Source organism: Listeria floridensis FSL S10-1187 (assembly GCF_000525875.1).
GTDB lineage: Bacteria > Bacillota > Bacilli > Lactobacillales > Listeriaceae > Listeria > Listeria floridensis.
Map to the genome: position 1 here is coordinate 26,584 of NZ_AODF01000021.1, position 16,522 is coordinate 43,105.

17 protein-coding genes, 2 tRNA genes and 2 pseudogenes are annotated in these 16,522 nt (G+C 42.5%); all 21 read left to right on the forward strand.

Annotation, left to right across the window (positions count from 1 at the left end; all coding sequences use genetic code 11):
- The first annotated feature begins 3 nt into the window (after positions 1-3).
- The 21 genes and pseudogenes from MFLO_RS08945 (at position 4) to MFLO_RS09045 (ending at position 16,431) form a co-directional block, all read left to right on the forward strand.
- Positions 4-750, forward strand: coding sequence for an amino acid ABC transporter ATP-binding protein (locus MFLO_RS08945; RefSeq protein ID WP_036097603.1), 747 nt, complete (start codon positions 4-6; stop codon positions 748-750).
- 114 nt (positions 751-864) lie between these two features.
- Positions 865-2,259, forward strand: coding sequence for a protoporphyrinogen oxidase (gene hemG / locus MFLO_RS08950; protein ID WP_036097604.1), 1,395 nt, complete (start codon positions 865-867; stop codon positions 2,257-2,259).
- The gene (acpS, locus tag MFLO_RS08955; RefSeq protein WP_036097605.1) at positions 2,252-2,629 is read left to right on the forward strand and encodes a holo-ACP synthase; all 378 of its coding nucleotides are present in this window, start codon (positions 2,252-2,254) and stop codon (positions 2,627-2,629) included. Before hemG ends, acpS begins: the two co-directional genes overlap by 8 nt.
- A pseudogene (gene alr / locus MFLO_RS08960) lies at positions 2,629-3,751 on the forward strand (alanine racemase). Before acpS ends, alr begins: the two are co-directional and overlap by 1 nt.
- 215 nt (positions 3,752-3,966) lie before the next feature.
- Positions 3,967-4,245, forward strand: a complete 279-nt coding sequence (locus MFLO_RS08965) for a CopG family ribbon-helix-helix protein (RefSeq protein ID WP_036097607.1) — start codon at positions 3,967-3,969, stop codon at positions 4,243-4,245.
- Between the two features lie 4 nt (positions 4,246-4,249).
- Positions 4,250-4,594, forward strand: coding sequence for a type II toxin-antitoxin system PemK/MazF family toxin (locus MFLO_RS08970; RefSeq protein ID WP_036097608.1), 345 nt, complete (start codon positions 4,250-4,252; stop codon positions 4,592-4,594).
- Positions 4,595-4,874: 280 nt separating this feature from the next.
- Positions 4,875-5,717, forward strand: a complete 843-nt coding sequence (locus tag MFLO_RS08975; RefSeq protein WP_036097609.1) for an RsbT co-antagonist protein RsbRA — start codon at positions 4,875-4,877, stop codon at positions 5,715-5,717.
- 4 nt (positions 5,718-5,721) lie between these two features.
- Positions 5,722-6,078 (forward strand): STAS domain-containing protein, encoded by a 357-nt coding sequence (locus MFLO_RS08980; RefSeq protein ID WP_036097610.1) that lies wholly within the window; start codon positions 5,722-5,724, stop codon positions 6,076-6,078.
- A 2-nt stretch (positions 6,079-6,080) separates the two neighbouring features.
- Complete coding sequence (locus MFLO_RS08985) at positions 6,081-6,491, forward strand: anti-sigma regulatory factor (RefSeq protein ID WP_036097611.1); 411 nt, start codon at positions 6,081-6,083, stop codon at positions 6,489-6,491.
- Between the two features lie 13 nt (positions 6,492-6,504).
- On the forward strand, positions 6,505-7,521 hold the full coding sequence (locus MFLO_RS08990) for a PP2C family protein-serine/threonine phosphatase (protein ID WP_036097612.1): 1,017 nt from the start codon (positions 6,505-6,507) through the stop codon (positions 7,519-7,521).
- Positions 7,522-7,578: 57 nt separating this feature from the next.
- Positions 7,579-7,923, forward strand: a complete 345-nt coding sequence (locus MFLO_RS08995) for an STAS domain-containing protein (protein WP_036097613.1) — start codon at positions 7,579-7,581, stop codon at positions 7,921-7,923.
- A complete protein-coding gene (rsbW, locus tag MFLO_RS09000; protein ID WP_036097615.1) occupies positions 7,907-8,380 on the forward strand; it encodes an anti-sigma B factor RsbW in 474 nt (157 codons plus the stop codon). The genes MFLO_RS08995 and rsbW overlap by 17 nt, the downstream gene beginning before the upstream one ends.
- Entirely contained in the window at positions 8,358-9,140 is a 783-nt protein-coding gene (gene sigB, locus MFLO_RS09005) for an RNA polymerase sigma factor SigB (protein ID WP_036097617.1), read from the forward strand. Before rsbW ends, sigB begins: the two co-directional genes overlap by 23 nt.
- Before the next feature lie 2 nt (positions 9,141-9,142).
- Positions 9,143-9,745, forward strand: a complete 603-nt coding sequence (locus MFLO_RS09010; RefSeq protein ID WP_036097619.1) for a PP2C family serine/threonine-protein phosphatase — start codon at positions 9,143-9,145, stop codon at positions 9,743-9,745.
- 80 nt (positions 9,746-9,825) lie between these two features.
- Positions 9,826-12,001: pseudogene (locus MFLO_RS09015) on the forward strand (Tex family protein).
- Positions 11,991-12,461: a SprT family protein gene (locus MFLO_RS09020; RefSeq protein ID WP_036097620.1), complete on the forward strand. Its 471-nt coding sequence runs from the start codon at positions 11,991-11,993 to the stop codon at positions 12,459-12,461. The pseudogene MFLO_RS09015 and the gene MFLO_RS09020 overlap by 11 nt, the downstream one beginning before the upstream one ends.
- A gap of 109 nt (positions 12,462-12,570) precedes the next feature.
- Positions 12,571-12,646, forward strand: a tRNA-Asn gene (locus MFLO_RS09025).
- Between the two features lie 9 nt (positions 12,647-12,655).
- Positions 12,656-12,746, forward strand: a tRNA-Ser gene (locus tag MFLO_RS09030).
- Positions 12,747-12,904: 158 nt separating this feature from the next.
- Complete coding sequence (gene der / locus MFLO_RS09035) at positions 12,905-14,215, forward strand: ribosome biogenesis GTPase Der (RefSeq protein WP_036097621.1); 1,311 nt, start codon at positions 12,905-12,907, stop codon at positions 14,213-14,215.
- Between the two features lie 24 nt (positions 14,216-14,239).
- Positions 14,240-15,256, forward strand: a complete 1,017-nt coding sequence (locus MFLO_RS09040) for an NAD(P)H-dependent glycerol-3-phosphate dehydrogenase (RefSeq protein ID WP_036097623.1) — start codon at positions 14,240-14,242, stop codon at positions 15,254-15,256.
- 185 nt (positions 15,257-15,441) lie between these two features.
- Entirely contained in the window at positions 15,442-16,431 is a 990-nt protein-coding gene (locus tag MFLO_RS09045) for a tyrosine-protein phosphatase (protein ID WP_036097625.1), read from the forward strand.
- Positions 16,432-16,522 lie beyond the last annotated feature (91 nt).

Genomic DNA, 16,522 nt, shown 5'->3' on the forward strand with positions numbered 1-16,522 from the left:
ATCATGTATCTTGAAGCAAAAAATATTCAAAAAACCTTTGACGGGAACCATGTGCTAAAGGGCATTGATTTACAAGTGGAAAAAGGGACAGTAACTGTAATCATCGGACCATCTGGTTCAGGAAAAACGACGTTCCTTCGTTCTCTAAACGCGCTTGAACTTCCAGAAGCCGGTAGCTTAAATTTTGATGATCTTGAAATTGATTTCGCAAAACAAATCACGAAAAAACAAATTGCGGCACTGCGGAAAGAATCGACCATGGTTTTCCAAAACTACAATTTGTTTCCGCATAAAACGGCGCTTGAAAATGTGATGGAAGGTCCGGTTCAGGTGCTTAAAATGCCGAAAGAAAAAGCGCGTCAAGAAGCGCTTGAACTGCTTCGGAAAGTGAATCTCGGCGAGCAGAGCGAGCTTTATCCGTATCAGCTTTCCGGCGGGCAGGAGCAGCGTGTTGGGATCGCGAGAGCACTTGCAATGAAGCCGAAATTAATTTTGTTTGACGAGCCTACTTCGGCGCTTGATCCGGAGCTTGTCGGCGAAGTGCTAAAAGTAATGAAGGACCTTGCAGCTGAAGGCTGGACGATGATCGTTGTGACGCACGAATTGAAATTTGCCGAGCAGGTGGCGGATGAAGTCATTTTTATGGATGACGGCACGGTCTGCGAATCTGGCAAACCAGAACAAATTTTTACAGCACCTAAGGAAGAACGAACAAAGCAATTTTTAGAACGAATTTTGGACCCGATTTGATGCAAAAAGAATCATGCGGCGGCAGGAAAGCTGAACTTTTTTCTGTTTCTGTAGGATTCTTTTTTTTGTGCTAAAATGGAACTACGAAATGGGACAAGGAGAGGAGCTTCAACTGTGAAACGAATACTAATTATCGGTGGTGGACTTTCAGGTCTTGCTGCTGCTTACACACTTCATAAACGTGCAGCAAATGACATTCAATTTGATCTTTATGAAAGCGAAGCAGATTTTACTGGGAAGTTTAATACGATAAAGCGCGATGGGTTTTTAATTGAAAAGGGTCCGGATTCTTTTCTTGCGAGAAAAACGGCAGGTATTGATCTGATCGCAGAACTGGGGCTCACAGATCAGCTTGTGGCGAATGCGACTGGGCGCTCTTATATTTATAATAACGGCGGGCTTTTCCCAATCCCAGAAGGATCAGTCATGGGAATTCCAACCGACGAACAAGCCCTTCTTGCGAGCAAATTGATTTCAGAAGCAGGGAAAGAGCGAGCGGTTTTGGAGAAAACACTGCCCTATCATGCCTATAAGAACGATGTTTCGCTTGGCGAATTTTTTGAGGCTCGTTTTGGTCTTGAACTTGTCAAAGGTTTGATTGAGCCACTTTTGTCGGGGATTTATGCCGGAGATATCTATAAGATGAGTTTGCGCGCTACTTTTCCGCAGTTTGAAAAAGCGGCAGAACAGGCGGGAAGTTTAATGCAAGGTCTTGCTATCCCTAGTCAAGTCAACATGCAAACCACAGGTACCAAAAATACAATCGGCGCTTTCCGTACGCTTCAAAATGGTCTATCCGAGTTTCCAAAAGCAATTGCGGCAGCTCTTCCACTTGAACGACTTCACGCAGGAAAACGAGCTATGACGATTCAAAAACATGGATTCACCTATCAAGTTAAATTTGCAGACGGAACAACGGAAGAAGCGGATGCCGTCTTAATTGCCGCCGCGCATGATACAGCGGTTCAGTTGCTGGATAAGGGTACGGCGGCTCCCTTTAGAGACCGGCCACTTTCTACACTTGCTACCGTCTCCTTAGCTTATGAAGATGCCGAACGTGCCAACTTGCCTGAAGGAACCGGCTATCTCGTTGCACGAACGAAAAACTACCGGACAACGGCCTGCACTTGGGTGCATAAAAAATGGCCACATATGGTTCCAGAAGGAAAAATGCTTTTGCGCGGCTTTGTCGGCAAAGCAGGTGAAAACTGGATTGAGCAGAAATCGGATGAAGAAATAACTGAAATCGTGTTAAAAGATTACAAAGAAATGATGGGACTATCTGAAACACCGCTTTTTGCTGAAGTAAGCCGAATGCCGAATGCCATGCCGCAATACGATGTCGGGCATCTCGAACGGCTTCAAGTGTTTCGAGCAAATTTACATGCGGACTATCCACGCGTTCAAGCAGTCGGAATGAGTTATGAAGGCGTAGGAATACCTGATTGCATCCGAACAGCAAGAGTTGCTGCTGAAAAGCTTATAAGTGAGGTGAGGGCTCTTGATTAAAGGGATTGGGTTAGATATGATCGACCTTGGCCGAGTCAAACAAGTACTTCTCCGAAATCCGCGATTTATTGACCGCATTTTAACACCAGATGAGCAAAAACTTTTTGCGAAATATCACGGTAGCCGCCAAGTGGAATTTTTGGCAGGACGTTTTTCGGCAAAAGAAGCATATGCCAAGGCGAGCGGTACGGGCTTTGGACAAGCCCTAAGCTTTACCGACGTTGAAATTTTGACCGGCAAAAGCGGCGAGCCACATTTTGTAAAACCGATCAGACCAGGCGAAACGGTTTTTGTCAGCATCACCCACACGGGTCGCTCCGCCGCCGCCCAAGTCATCATCGAAACTTATGAAAAGGAGAATGAAGTATGATGAAACTTGAAACTTATACGGGAGCACATCGCCCTACGTGGATTGAAGTGGACTTAAATGCTATCCGCGCGAATATCAGAAATGAAAAAGCGATTTTGCCTGATACGGCTGAACTATTCGCAGTTGTAAAAGCAAACGCATACGGCCACGGCATTCTTAAAGTAGCGAGAGCAGCAATTGAAGCAGATGCGACGGGGCTTTGCGTTGCTATGCTTGATGAAGCTCTTTATTTGCGCGATGCAGGTTTCACATGTCCGATACTTGTTCTCGGAGCCACTTTACCTGAAGATGCTCATTTAGCGGCTTCAAAAAAAAATCTCTTTGACCGTATTCAACGATGAGTTCCTAGAAGCCCTTGAACTTTCAAGCGATACAGCACTTTGTCTTCATATCAAAGTGGATACTGGCATGGGAAGGCTCGGCTATCGTGAAGCGAAAGATGTGCTGCGTGCCGCAGCACAGATTGAATCCCATCCAAGTTTGGTTTTTGAAGGAATATATACACATTTTGCCACTGCTGATCAAAAGGATACCAGTTATTTCGAGGTTCAGCTGAACAAATTCCGTGAGGTTCTCTCCCAGTTAAACGAACACCCGCGTTACGTCCATGCGGCTAATTCAGCGTCTTCACTTCTTCACGATCAAGCGGACTTCAATATGATTCGCTTTGGCGTTGCGATGTATGGTATGCCGCCATCCGAAGAAATTATCGACATTCTACCTTATAAACTTAAGCCGGCGCTTTCGCTTTATACAAAAATAACACAAGTAAAAATGCTCCATCCAGGTGATCATGTCAGCTACGGAGCGACTTATGAAGCTGTTAAGCCGGAATGGGTTGCGACGCTTCCGATTGGTTATGCAGATGGGTGGATTCGCCATTTTAGCGGTTATGAAGTGTTAGTTGATGGGTATCCTTGCGAAATTATCGGACGGATCTGTATGGATCAAATTATTATCCGCTTGCCGAAGCGATATGAGGTTGGAACAACTGTCACTCTGATCGGGAATAGCGGGGTAGCAGAAAAAACCGCGACAGAAGCAGCGGCTTATCTTGATACAATCAATTATGAAGTGACTTGTCAGCTTTCAAGTCGGGTGCCAAGAAAATATCTTCATTAAATCCGCTTTGCGTGCTTTTCTTATGAAAGACGTTTATAATAAAGATGCAATTCAAATTAACTACTTCTAGGACGTTTGGGTCGCAGCTCCTCTAGGTCTAAAAGCTAAATTCTGCTTTTTTGCTTGGAAATGAAAGGAAAACTCTTTTCTAAAATGCCGCTGAATGGTACCATATAAATAATACATGAATGCATGCAGCTTTGGGGGTGTAAGATGTGTTAGAAAGAAAACAGCTTAAGGAAATTTCTATAACCCTAACACAAGATTTGCTTGACGAACTTGATTCATTTGTACAAAAGGAAAAAGTGGAGCGGAGTGAAGTAATCATGGAAGCGGCACAAGAGTTCTTAAAGCGCAAAAGAGCACGTGACTTGCGTGATGAAATGGAGCGAGGCTACATTGAGATGGCAAAAATTAATTTTGCAATCGCTTGTGAGTGTACCCATGTCGAGTCAGAAGCGGAGAATCGGAATATCGAAGTATTAGGAGGTTAGGCCGGTGGTTAAGCGTGGTGATGTATACTACGCAGATCTTTCCCCCGTGGTCGGAAGCGAGCAAGGGGGAATAAGGCCTGTTCTCATCATTCAAAACGACATTGGTAATCGTTTTAGTCCAACTGTCATCGTCGCTGCAATTACAGCGAAAATTCAAAAAGCTAAACTACCTACGCATATTGAAGCGACGACGAAAGATGGGTTTGACCGCAATTCTGTTATTTTGCTTGAGCAGATTAGAACGATCGACAAGCAGCGTTTAACAGATAAAATTACGCATTTGGATGATGAATTAATGGGAAAAGTAAATCATGCTCTTGAAATTAGCTTGGGCATGGTTGAGTTTTAAGAATTATCTATCCATTTATCATCTAATAGGTAAAAAGTTGCGGACGAGAATGGTGAAGAAGAGGAATCAGATTTTGCGTAATCAATCATTTGGAGATGGCAGGTTTTAGGTGTTATAACTAATACATATTTTTTTTATTCGCTAACATAATTTTAATGTCTGATTTACCTGGCATAGGAAACAATGAACTTATCAAGTTCTGATGAGCTGTTTTCTTATGGCAGGTTTTTTTAGACAGCGAGCAAAAAAAACAAAGAAAGAGAGGCATTACCGAGAAATAATGTATAAAGATTTTGCACATTTTATTCGTGAAAATCGAGCTGCTTTACTTGAAGCTTGGATTGCTGAAATGAAAGAACACGTTGATCCTCGCACGGCGAATGTAGTTACAGAAGCGGTTTATGAAGGAACAAGCCGTGATTTTATTGACTTGATTGTCACGCGGGCAGCTGAAACAGCTAAAGAAGAAGGGTTCTATGAAAAACTGGATGATTTTGCTGAAAAGATTATCTTGCTCGGTTGGCCGATTCAATTTATTACAAAAGGCATTCAAACTTTTGGATTATTGGCTTATAAGGCAATGCGAGATGAAGATATTTTATTTGGGAAAGAAAAAAGGGCTGAAGATGACGCGTTCTATCGCTTTGAAAAATGGCTGTCTTCGCTTTATAATCAAATAATAACAGCCTATGCAGATACATGGGAAAAAACAGTTTCCCAACAAAAATTAGCGTTACAAGAATTGTCTGCTCCACTTTTACCAATTTTTGATAATATTTCTGTGATGCCACTTATTGGAACAATTGACACAGAACGAGCACAGCAAATTATGGAGAATCTTTTAATGGGGGTTGTAAAAAACCGCTCCGAAGTGGTTTTAATTGATATTACAGGTGTTCCTGTAGTCGATACAATGGTTGCCCATCATATTATCCAAGCATCCGAAGCAGTGCGCTTAGTCGGCTCTAAACCAATGCTTGTCGGAATTCGACCAGAAATTGCTCAAACGATCGTTAATCTTGGAATAGATCTTGATCAAGTGATTACTACAAATACACTAAAAAAAGGAATGGAGCGTGCACTTGCTTTAACAAATAGAGAAATAACGGAAAAAGAGGGGTGAAACTGTGGGGATTCCAATTTTAAAATTAGGTGAGTGCTTACTTATCTCAATTCAAAGCGAACTAGATGATCATACAGCTGTTGAGTTTCAAGAAGATCTCTTGTCCAAAATCCATGAAACATCAGCAAGAGGCGTTGTAATTGACATTACTTCAATTGATTTTATTGATTCTTTCATAGCAAAGATTTTGGGGGATGTCGTCAGTATGTCGCGGCTTATGGGGGCGCGCGTTGTTGTAACTGGCATTCAACCAGCCGTTGCGATTACACTTATTGAACTTGGGATTACGTTTGAAGGAGTTCTTTCAGCCATGGATCTAGAAAGTGGACTAGAAAAATTAAAACAGGAATTGGGGGAATGAAGATGACATTCCAATCCTGTGTAAAGATAACAGATGAGTGGGACATTGTTTCTGCAAGGCAATTAGGAAGGAAAATTTCAAAGGAAATTGGTTTCGGGACAGTAGATCAAGCACGGATTACAACGGCGATCAGTGAGCTGGCTCGTAATATCTTTCTTTATGCCGGGACAGGTGAAATTTGCATTGATAAGGTTAATGAAGCTGGAAAACAAGGTCTTAAGGTCATGGCAAAAGATCAAGGACCGGGAATTATTGATATCCGTAAAGTTATGCAGGACGGATATACGACATCGGGTGGCCTTGGAGCGGGACTTCCTGGTGTGAAACGTTTAATGGACAGCTTTGATATTGAATCAAAAACAGATGGTGCAGAAAAAGGCACGACTATTACAGCGATGAAATGGGTACGATAGGGGGCCTTAGGACATGAACGAGCAGTTTGAGGCAAAGTATAATGAAATACTGATGAATTATTTGGAACATCAAGATGAAGAAATTCTCTATAACTGTGAAAAATTGACAAAAGAGGCGATGGAAAATAATATTCCGCCTGAAGAAATTGTCAATATTCATCGTTCGTCCCTTGAAAAATATGATGCGGATATGCCAGATTATATCAAAAAATCGTTTGATGTTTTACTTGAAACGATGGTCGGGTATGGTTTGGCATATTTAGAACATATCAGCTTACGAACGGAACAGCGCGCATTGCGGACTGAGATTGAACAAGCGGAAACGATGCAAAAAACATTGATGCATGCGGATATGCCTGTTGGTACCGGACTTGATCTTGGGGTTGTGAGTGTTGCTGCTCGACAAATGAGCGGAGATTACTATGCCTTTTTGAACGCAGGCAAAAGCGGGAATGAAATCGGTATTGCGCTTGCGGATGTTATTGGAAAAGGAATTCCGGCTGCATTCAGCATTTCGATGATCAAATATGCTCTTTCTGGGATTGCGGAAGAAAGTTCAAATCCAAGCCGTGTACTTGAAGACTTGAATGAAGTCGCTGAGGAAAACATTAATGACAATATGTTTATCACAATGTTTTATGGCGTGTATCATAAACAGACACACTTATTTCGCTATGCCTCAGCTGGTCATGAAGTCGGGATATTTTATCAGGCTGAGTCGCAGAGCTTTTCAGATCTATACGCAAGGGGGTTACCGCTTGGTGTGAATAAAGATGTGCATTACCGTGAGTTTGAGAAAAACGTAGACCCGGAGGATATTATTTTTATTATGTCTGACGGTGTGACGGAAGCGCGTACGGAAGAAGGTTTCATCGAGCGTTCTGAGTTGCTCGCGATCTTTGAAAAGTATCGAGATCTGGATGCGCAAAAAATGGTTGAAGCGATTTATGAACATTTGCTGAAATTGCAAAACTTCACATTACGCGATGATTTTACACTAATTGTAATAAAACGCGAGAAAGATGTTTGAAAAAAGATCGGTGAGGGTAAATTCCATCGGTATACCAAATTTTAACGAGGTGGCAAAATGAATATCAATATCGAGGTCAAAGAAAGCAACGCTCAACAGACGGAAGCTTTTGTTTCTGGTGAAATAGATGCGTATACAGCACCTAAATTAAAGGAAACGCTTGAAGTTTATCAAGCTAAACCCGAATTTACGCTCAAAGTGGATTTATCCGATGTTGGTTATATGGACAGCACTGGCTTAGGTGTTTTTGTCGGGCTTTTCAAAAATTTGCGTGCGCATGATAGTGAGCTAATTTTAGTCGGACTTTCAGATCGCTTGTATCGTCTCTTTGAAATTACAGGATTATCTGACATTATTGAAATTAAAGATGTAGAAGGTGAAAAGTATGGCAACAACTTATGATCGAATCGAGCTCTCAGTCCCTGCTAAACCGGAATTTGTAAGTCTTGGAAGGTTAACGCTCTCCGGAATTGCAAGTCAAATTGGCTTTTCCTATGAAGTCATTGAAGATTTGAAAATTGCAGTAAGTGAAGCGATCACAAATTCAATTCGCCACGGTTTTAAAGATGTACCAGATGGCAAAGTTAAAGTGGAGTTTCACGTTTATGCCGATAAATTAGATGTGATTGTAAGCGACAAGGGAAAGAGTTTTGATCCCGAAGCGAAGAAAAAAGAAATCGGCCCGTATGAAGCGGGTGACGAAACAGATGTAATGCGAATTGGCGGTTTAGGACTATTTTTAATTGAAACTTTGATGGATGATGTGAAATTATACTTGGAAGATGGGGTTTCAGTGTTAATGACCAAATATATCAATGAAAAGCAGGTGGAGGAGAATGCAGAGAGTGTCTCAACCTGATAAGGATAAAGCTAAGGAAAAAGTGTACGAGTGGATTGATGCGTACCAAAAAACGGGTGACGAAGAAGCTCAGTATCAGCTGGTCGTCCATTACAAGAACCTTGTTGAGTCAATTGCGCGAAAATATTCGCAGGGAAAGTCCTTTCACGAGGACTTGGTTCAAGTCGGCAACATTGGTTTGTTAGGTGCGATTAGGCGGTATGATCCAGAGTTTGGAAAGAGTTTTGAAGCCTTCGCAGTTCCAACAATTGTTGGAGAAATTAAAAGATTTTTGCGCGACAAAACGTGGAGTGTTCATGTGCCGAGACGTATTAAAGAACTTGGTCCTAAAATTAAAAATGCGGTTGAAGAGCTGACGCGAGAAATGCAGAATTCACCGCAAATTTCTGATATCGCTCGCTATATCGAAGTTTCGGAAGAAGAAGTCTTAGAAGCGATGGAAATGGGCAAAAGTTATCAAGCACTTTCCGTGGACCATTCCATTGAGGCGGATTCAGATGGAAGTACGATTACGCTACTTGATGTCGTCGGAAATGAAGATGATGGCTTTGAACAGGTTAATCAGCGTATGCTACTTGAAAAAGTTTTGCCGGTGTTAGACAGCCGTGAACAAAAGATCTTACAGTATACCTTTATTGAAAATCGCAGTCAAAAAGAAACGGGAGAACTGCTCAATATATCGCAAATGCATGTTTCAAGAATTCAGCGCCAAGCGATTAAGAAACTACGTGAGGCTTTGCAAAATGAGGAAGTGGAATAATCATGCCGAGTCTATCCAAATCGCATGTGGAACTTTTTACTTTTCAGCGTACGAAGGCATTACAACAATACTCTGGCGATATGTATTTTGTAACTGAAAAAAAGGGGCTTTTTTTATGTGTTCTTGCTGACGGGCTCGGAAGCGGAATTGAAGCGCATCGTTCTGCCAAAGCAGTTATTGAAACGGTTAAATTAAATCCGGAAGGAGAGCTTCCGGATTTAATGGAGCAGGCCAATCAAGCTGTTTCAGGACTTAGAGGAGCTGCAGTTGCGATGATTCGGGCAGATCTTGAACACCGTAAACTTACATATACGGGAACCGGAAATATTCGTTTTTATTTTGTGGAACCGGGCGGGAAAGTTGGGTTTCCATTATCAACCATGGGTTTTCTATCCGGTAGAAAACAGCTTTTTAAAGTGAAAACGTTTGATTTTAAGTCTGACAGCAAATTTTTGATTCACTCAGATGGTCTTGTCTTAAAAAAAGCGCGTAGCTTTTTGACAAGTCCGCTTGATGTAATCAAAACGGGGCACAGTATTGAACGGCAAATCGCAAGCATCCCGGAAGATGATGTCAGCTTTGTGCTTGGGAAATTCCCACAGTGAAGCAAAAACTGCCATATGAAGATGTGGCAGTTTTTGCTTATTCTTCTGAAAAAATGAGACAGAAAAAGGAGTTTACTACTATGGAAAAAACAATTATGCCTTTTATTTACCAAAAATTAAGCTATAAAAAAACACAAATAGATGCGGTAATTAAGCTCTTAGAAGACGGAAATACAGTTCCTTTTATCGCCCGTTACCGAAAAGAAAACACTGGCAGTTTAGATGAAGTTGCCATTCGTGATATTGAGGAAACCTATGAATACGTAACAAAACTTGAAGTGCGTAAGGAAGAAGTACTGCGGCTGATTGAAGAACAAGGGAAGTTGACAGAAGAGCTAAAACAAGCCATTCAGCAGGCTGATCAGCAACAAAAGCTCGAAGATTTATACCGGCCGTATAAGCAAAAAAAAACGGACGAAAGCAACGATTGCAAAAGAACAAGGACTCGAACCACTTGCGAGCTGGCTAGAGACCTTTCCAGACAGCAATCTGGCTGATGAAGCGGCGAAATATCTTTCTGCTGAAAAAGAAATTCCTGACGTGGAAACGGCGCTTAAAGGCGCGCATGAGATTATTGCTGAAAAAATTAGCGATCACCCTGAATTCCGCGCCTGGATTCGTAATTTTACAAGAAAATTCGGGATGGTTCATTCAGAGAAAAAGAAAGATGCGGATGATGAAAAAGCAGTTTATGAAATGTATTATGATTATCAAGAAATGATTCAAAAAACGGCACCGCATCGAGTTTTAGCGTTTAATCGCGGTGAAAAAGAAGGTGTACTTCGCGTTTCAATCGAAATTGATCCGACAAAGATTCACACTTATTTACAAGAAAAAATATTGCCGAGTAAGGAAAACATGGCTGTTTCTTTTGTGAGAGATGCGATATTTGATGCCTATAAGCGCTTCATCGGGCCTGCTGTTCAGCGGGAGATTCGTGCGGAACTGACGGAGACTGCGGAAGATCACGCCATTGAAGTATTTTCGCTTAACTTGCGCAAATTATTGCTCCAATCACCGCTCAAAGGAAAAGTAGTACTCGGTGTTGACCCTGCTTTTCGGACTGGCTGCAAACTTGCCGTACTTGACCCGACAGGGAAGGTGCTCGAAATTGGTGTGATTTATCCGCATACTGGAAAAGGGAGAATTCCTGAAGCAAAAGAAAAAACAGCTGATCTTTTGAGGCGCTATCAAGTGGAGGTTATCGCGATCGGAAATGGAACGGCTTCAAGAGAGACCGAACAGTTTATTGCAGATTTGCTTCATGAAACGAAAAGTACGGCGCGCTATACCATTGTCAGTGAAGCCGGCGCGAGTGTATATTCGGCGAGTGACATTGCTCGGGAAGAGTTTCCGGATTATCAAGTGGAAGAACGGAGCGCGGTTTCGATTGGGCGCCGGCCTCAAGATCCGCTTGCAGAACTCGTTAAAATTGATCCGAAATCTGTCGGTGTCGGTCAATATCAACATGATGTAGCACAGAAAAAATTAAGCGAGACGCTGACGTTTGTTGTCGAAACATCTGTTAACCAAGTCGGTGTCAATGTAAATACGGCTTCTGCTTCACTTCTGCAATATGTCGCAGGTCTCAATAAAACAGTGGCTGGCAATATTCGTAAATACCGCGAGGAAAACGGTCCTTTTACCTCACGAACAGAGTTGAAGAAAGTACCTCGGCTCGGTGCGAAATCTTATGAGCAAAGTATTGGTTTCATTCGAATTTTGGAAGGGAAAAACCCGCTCGATAAGACGGCGATTCACCCAGAAAGTTATCCAGTGGCAAAACAGCTGATTGAAAAATTGGGGTATAGCCTTGATCAAATCGGTTCAGCTGAATTAAAAACTGCGTTACAAAAATTAGATCCCGTAGCAGTTGCGGTAGAAATGGAAGTCGGAAAAGAAACGCTCGCAGATATTATCCAAAATTTAATAGCTCCAGGGCGTGATATGCGTGATGCGCTCCCACAACCAATGCTCCGCCAAGACGTTATCAAGATGGAAGACTTAAAGCCTGGCATGGAACTTGAGGGAACAGTCCGTAATGTCGTTGATTTTGGTGCATTCGTAGACATTGGTGTGAAGCAAGACGGACTTGTGCATATTTCAAAACTTAGCGATTCGTTCGTGAAAAACCCGATGGATGTTGTATCGATTGGGGATATCGTAACGGTTTGGGTCGATGAAGTTGATGTGAAGAAAAGTCGGATTGCTTTATCAATGGTAGCCCCGAAAGTAGCGAAATCAAGTGGAAAATAAAGAACTTCAAGCATTGATGGAAATGGTTTCTGAACGCTATTTTCGGAAACCATTTCGTCATCAAGCGCGCTTTAATGCCCGTCTTAAAACGACAGGAGGTCGCTATTTGCTGGCATCACATGACATTGAAATGAATCCGCATTATCTTAAGGTATTCGGAAAAGTTGAGCTGATAGAAATCATGAAACACGAACTATGCCATTACCATCTTCATCTTGAAAAACGTGGCTATAAACATCGGGATGCAGATTTTCGCAAGCTACTGGAAGAAGTAGGAGCACCTCGTTTTTGTAAACCACTTGAAGCGGCTGTTCGTCTGCATGAATATACATGCGAGGATTGCAGCACTCACTTCATGCGTAAGCGCAGGATGAATCCAGATCGCTATCGCTGCGGGAAATGTGGCGGTCGGATTCGTTACAGGAGGCAGAGGGAAGTTATGCAAAGGGATGTCAATTGATAAAGTGGAAAAAGCAGAAAAAAGGGGTTGAAGCGGGTTGTCCTTCCTGAAAAAATTATTTCTTTCTTGCTTTTTTTTCTATTCATTATTATAATTAAAGGTATAGCATTCCACAGTAGCTCAGTTGGTAGAGCAATCGGCTGTTAACCGATCGGTCGCAGGTTCGAGTCCTGCCTGTGGAGCCATATTTATGTGGAGAAATACTCAAGTGGCTGAAGAGGCGCCCCTGCTAAGGGTGTAGGTCGTTCACGCGGCGCGAGGGTTCAAATCCCTCTTTCTCCGCCATGTTAACATGTATATTTCAAGCAAGCCTTTGCCAGAATGCGGCAAGGCTTTTTGTATGTTTGAATAAAGTTTGAAGTTTTACGTTGCGACACATTGAAATTACTGATACACTAAAGAAAGTTTGATAGATTAGGAATGGAAAAAAGAAGGTGAAATAAATGGTTAAACCAGTAGTAGCAATCGTAGGTCGGCCAAATGTCGGCAAATCAACCATTTTCAACCGTATTGTTGGTGAACGGGTATCGATCGTGGAAGATGTTCCCGGTGTTACAAGAGACCGGATTTACAATACGGCCGAATGGCTTGGAAAAGATTTTAATATTATTGATACAGGCGGAATTGATCTTGGGGACGAACCTTTCCTTGAACAAATTCGTGCACAAGCAGAAATTGCGATTGATGAAGCAGATGTGATCATTTTCATCACGAACGGACGCGAAGGCGTAACAGATGCAGATGAGCAAGTTGCAAAAATTTTATATCGTTCTAAAAAACCAGTTGTACTTGCAGTTAATAAAGTAGATAATCCAGAAATGCGCGATCAAATTTATGATTTTTATGCGCTTGGATTTGGCGATCCATTTCCCATTTCAGGTTCACATGGCCTAGGGCTTGGCGATTTGCTCGATGAAGTTCGTAAACACTTTCCAAATGAGGAAGATGCCGACTACGATGATGATGTTATCAAGTTCTCGCTGATCGGACGACCGAATGTTGGAAAATCGTCACTTGTTAATGCTTTCCTTGGCGAAGATCGTGTAATCGTATCGGATGTTGCCGGTACAACACGTGATGCCATTGATACAAGCTATATCGTTGAGGATCAAGAATATGTCATGATCGACACAGCAGGAATGCGCAAAAAAGGAAAAGTCTATGAAAATACCGAGAAATATAGTGTGCTTCGTGCTATGCGGGCAATTGAACGCTCCGATGTCGTCTTAGTCGTTTTAAACGCTGAAGAAGGGATTCGCGAGCAGGATAAACGCATTGCCGGATATGCACATGATGCAGGCCGAGCAATCATTATCGTTGTCAATAAATGGGATGCCATTGAAAAAGATGAAAAAACAATGAATGCTTTTACTGAAGACATTCGCGAGCAATTTCAATTCTTAGACTATGCACCAATCGTCTTTGTTTCTGCAAAAACGAAGCAGCGGCTCACAAATATTTTTCCGCTAATCAATCAAGTCAGTGAAAATCATGCACTTCGAGTTCAGTCGAGCATGCTGAATGATGTGATTAGCGATGCAGTTGCGATGAACCCTGCACCGATGGACAAAGGCAAGCGGCTTAAAATTTTCTATACCACACAAGTTGCTGTTAAACCGCCTGCATTTGTTGTTTTTGTAAATGAACCAGAATTAATGCATTTTTCATATGAGCGCTTTTTGGAAAATCGAATCCGCGAAGCCTTCCCGTTTGAAGGAACACCGATTCGAGTTATTCCTCGAAAACGCAAGTAGTACGCTTTAGGAGGAGGATTTTTTGTGACAAAACAAAAAGTAGCCATTCTTGGTGCTGGAAGCTGGGGAACAGCGCTTGCGATGGTACTTGCCGACAACAATCAAGATGTTGTGATTTGGGGTAACCGCGAAGATATCGTGGAGGAGATCAACCAAGAACACCGAAACTCGCACTATTTAAAAGAAACCATTCTTCCAGAAGGAATACGCGCCACATTATCACTTTCTGATGCGCTAGCAGCTGCCGAATTTGTTGTGCTTGCCGTTCCAACAAGCGCGATGAGAGAAGTGGCGAAACAAGTCAGCGAGACCCTTAGCGAGCCGCGTATTATTGTTCATGTCAGCAAAGGTATCGAACCAGATACTAATATGCGGATGTCAGAAGTCATTGAAGCAGAGATTGCCCCAGAGAAACGAAGCGGTATCGTTGTACTTTCTGGGCCAAGCCATGCGGAAGAAGTGGCACTGCGTCATCCGACGACCCTTTGTGCAAGCTGCTCAGATCACCATTTAGCGAAAGAAGTCCAAGATGTATTTATCAACAATAACTTGCGGATTTACACAAATGAAGATGTCATCGGAGCGGAAATTGGCGGCGCGCTCAAGAATATCATTGCCCTCGGTGCCGGGATCTCGGACGGCTTAGGATACGGTGATAACGCGAAAGCAGCTTTGATGACGCGCGGAATGGCTGAAATTACCCGCCTTGGGGTTGCAGTCGGTTCTGACCCGCAAACCTTTTATGGCTTGACCGGTATTGGCGATTTAATTGTGACCTGTACGAGCGTCCATTCACGCAACTGGAATGCTGGAAACATGCTCGGAAAAGGGCAGCAGCTTGATGAAGTCCTTAGCAACATGGGAATGGTTGTTGAAGGCGTTCGAACAGCGAAAGCCGTTCATGGATGGGCACAAGAACTTGGCATCGATATGCCGATTTCAGAAGCCATCTATGAAGTTCTTTTCAGCGGCAAAGATCCAGCAGATGCGGTGGATCACTTGATGGGCCGAAAGAAAAAAGAAGAAAAAGAAACCTTTTAAATCAAAAACCTTTTGGGGCTGTAAAATATCAACCCTGAAAGGTTTTTTTGCTTTGTGAAAGTTTGTCAAATCTGTGTCGCTTCATCTGTCAAGCTGGCTTTTTTAGAAGCTTAAGGTGAGGAAATCCATGAAACTGCCGAATGACTATGCTAGAATGAAGGGGTGGATAAAGGAGGCAGTTACGAATGAAAGTGACACGAGAAAATAACAGCTATCAAATTTCATGGGACAAAAGCGAAGCTCCAGAGGGAAGTATCCTTTATGTAAGCGAAAAGCCCGAACAAGATTCAAAAGAAGTGGAAGTCATGCAAATTCGCCAAGGAAACCATTATGCTGAGTATCCAGTTCAAGCGGAATATCCACACCCTTTTTTTATCATCAAAAAACCAACCGGAGAAAAATTAACAGCGGCAGAACGCATCTTGACGGTTCCAGGAGTTTTCAATTTCCGCGATCTTGGGGGCTATTTAAGCCGCACTGGAAAACGAGTAAAATGGGGCAAACTTTTCCGCTCCGGCAGCCTTGGCGCCATCAAACCTGAAGGCGAAAAAGTTATCCATGACCTTAACATCCGCTGGATATGCGATCTTAGAAGCGCTGCTGAAGTCAAGGTGCAGCAAACCCCGCCGATGGACGGCATTCTCAATCGCAACATTCCGATCGGCGCCGCTAAAAATCAGCTAGACGGCCCAAAAAACATTGATATTCCAAGTGATCATAGTGTTTATGAACCGCTTATGGGCGACAGTTATAAAGTATTCATCCAATCAACAGCGGAATACAAACAAATATTTGAGGACTTGCTTCAAAAGGACGGAATTCCGTTTTTATTTCATTGTACAGCTGGTAAAGACCGAACTGGTATCCTCGCAGCTCTTACGCTCTATTTACTTGATGTTCCGGAACAAACAATTTTTGAAGATTATGAGCTGACCAACCAGTTTACCGATCAAATTTTGAATGAAGTAGGTAGTTTGGCGAACTCATTTTCCAACCAAGCAGATCAAATTCCGCTCGAGACATTCCGACCGATGGCAGAAGCACGTCCTGCTTATCTGAAAATTGCTTTTCAAGAAATGCGCAAATCTGCTGGGTCAATTGATGCTTTTCTTGAAGAAAGGGTCGGCATTGATGCAAAAATGAAAGAGCAGCTGCAAGCGTTATTGTTAGAATAAAATAGGTGCTGAAACCTAGATTTTTCAGGCAATGAGCTCAATTTTAAACTTAATTTTTTTATGAAAAAAGTAACCATTTTTTTGATGAAAA

Coding starts and splice junctions, on each gene's coding strand:
- MFLO_RS08985 (WP_036097611.1), top strand. CDS start 6,081: ATGACATTCCAATCCTGTGTAAAGATAACAGATGAGTGGGACATTGTT.
- MFLO_RS08995 (WP_036097613.1), top strand. CDS start 7,579: ATGAATATCAATATCGAGGTCAAAGAAAGCAACGCTCAACAGACGGAA.
- rsbW (WP_036097615.1), top strand. CDS start 7,907: ATGGCAACAACTTATGATCGAATCGAGCTCTCAGTCCCTGCTAAACCG.
- MFLO_RS09010 (WP_036097619.1), top strand. CDS start 9,143: ATGCCGAGTCTATCCAAATCGCATGTGGAACTTTTTACTTTTCAGCGT.
- MFLO_RS08990 (WP_036097612.1), top strand. CDS start 6,505: ATGAACGAGCAGTTTGAGGCAAAGTATAATGAAATACTGATGAATTAT.
- sigB (WP_036097617.1), top strand. CDS start 8,358: ATGCAGAGAGTGTCTCAACCTGATAAGGATAAAGCTAAGGAAAAAGTG.
- MFLO_RS08975 (WP_036097609.1), top strand. CDS start 4,875: ATGTATAAAGATTTTGCACATTTTATTCGTGAAAATCGAGCTGCTTTA.
- der (WP_036097621.1), top strand. CDS start 12,905: ATGGTTAAACCAGTAGTAGCAATCGTAGGTCGGCCAAATGTCGGCAAA.
- MFLO_RS08945 (WP_036097603.1), top strand. CDS start 4: ATGTATCTTGAAGCAAAAAATATTCAAAAAACCTTTGACGGGAACCAT.
- MFLO_RS09045 (WP_036097625.1), top strand. CDS start 15,442: ATGAAAGTGACACGAGAAAATAACAGCTATCAAATTTCATGGGACAAA.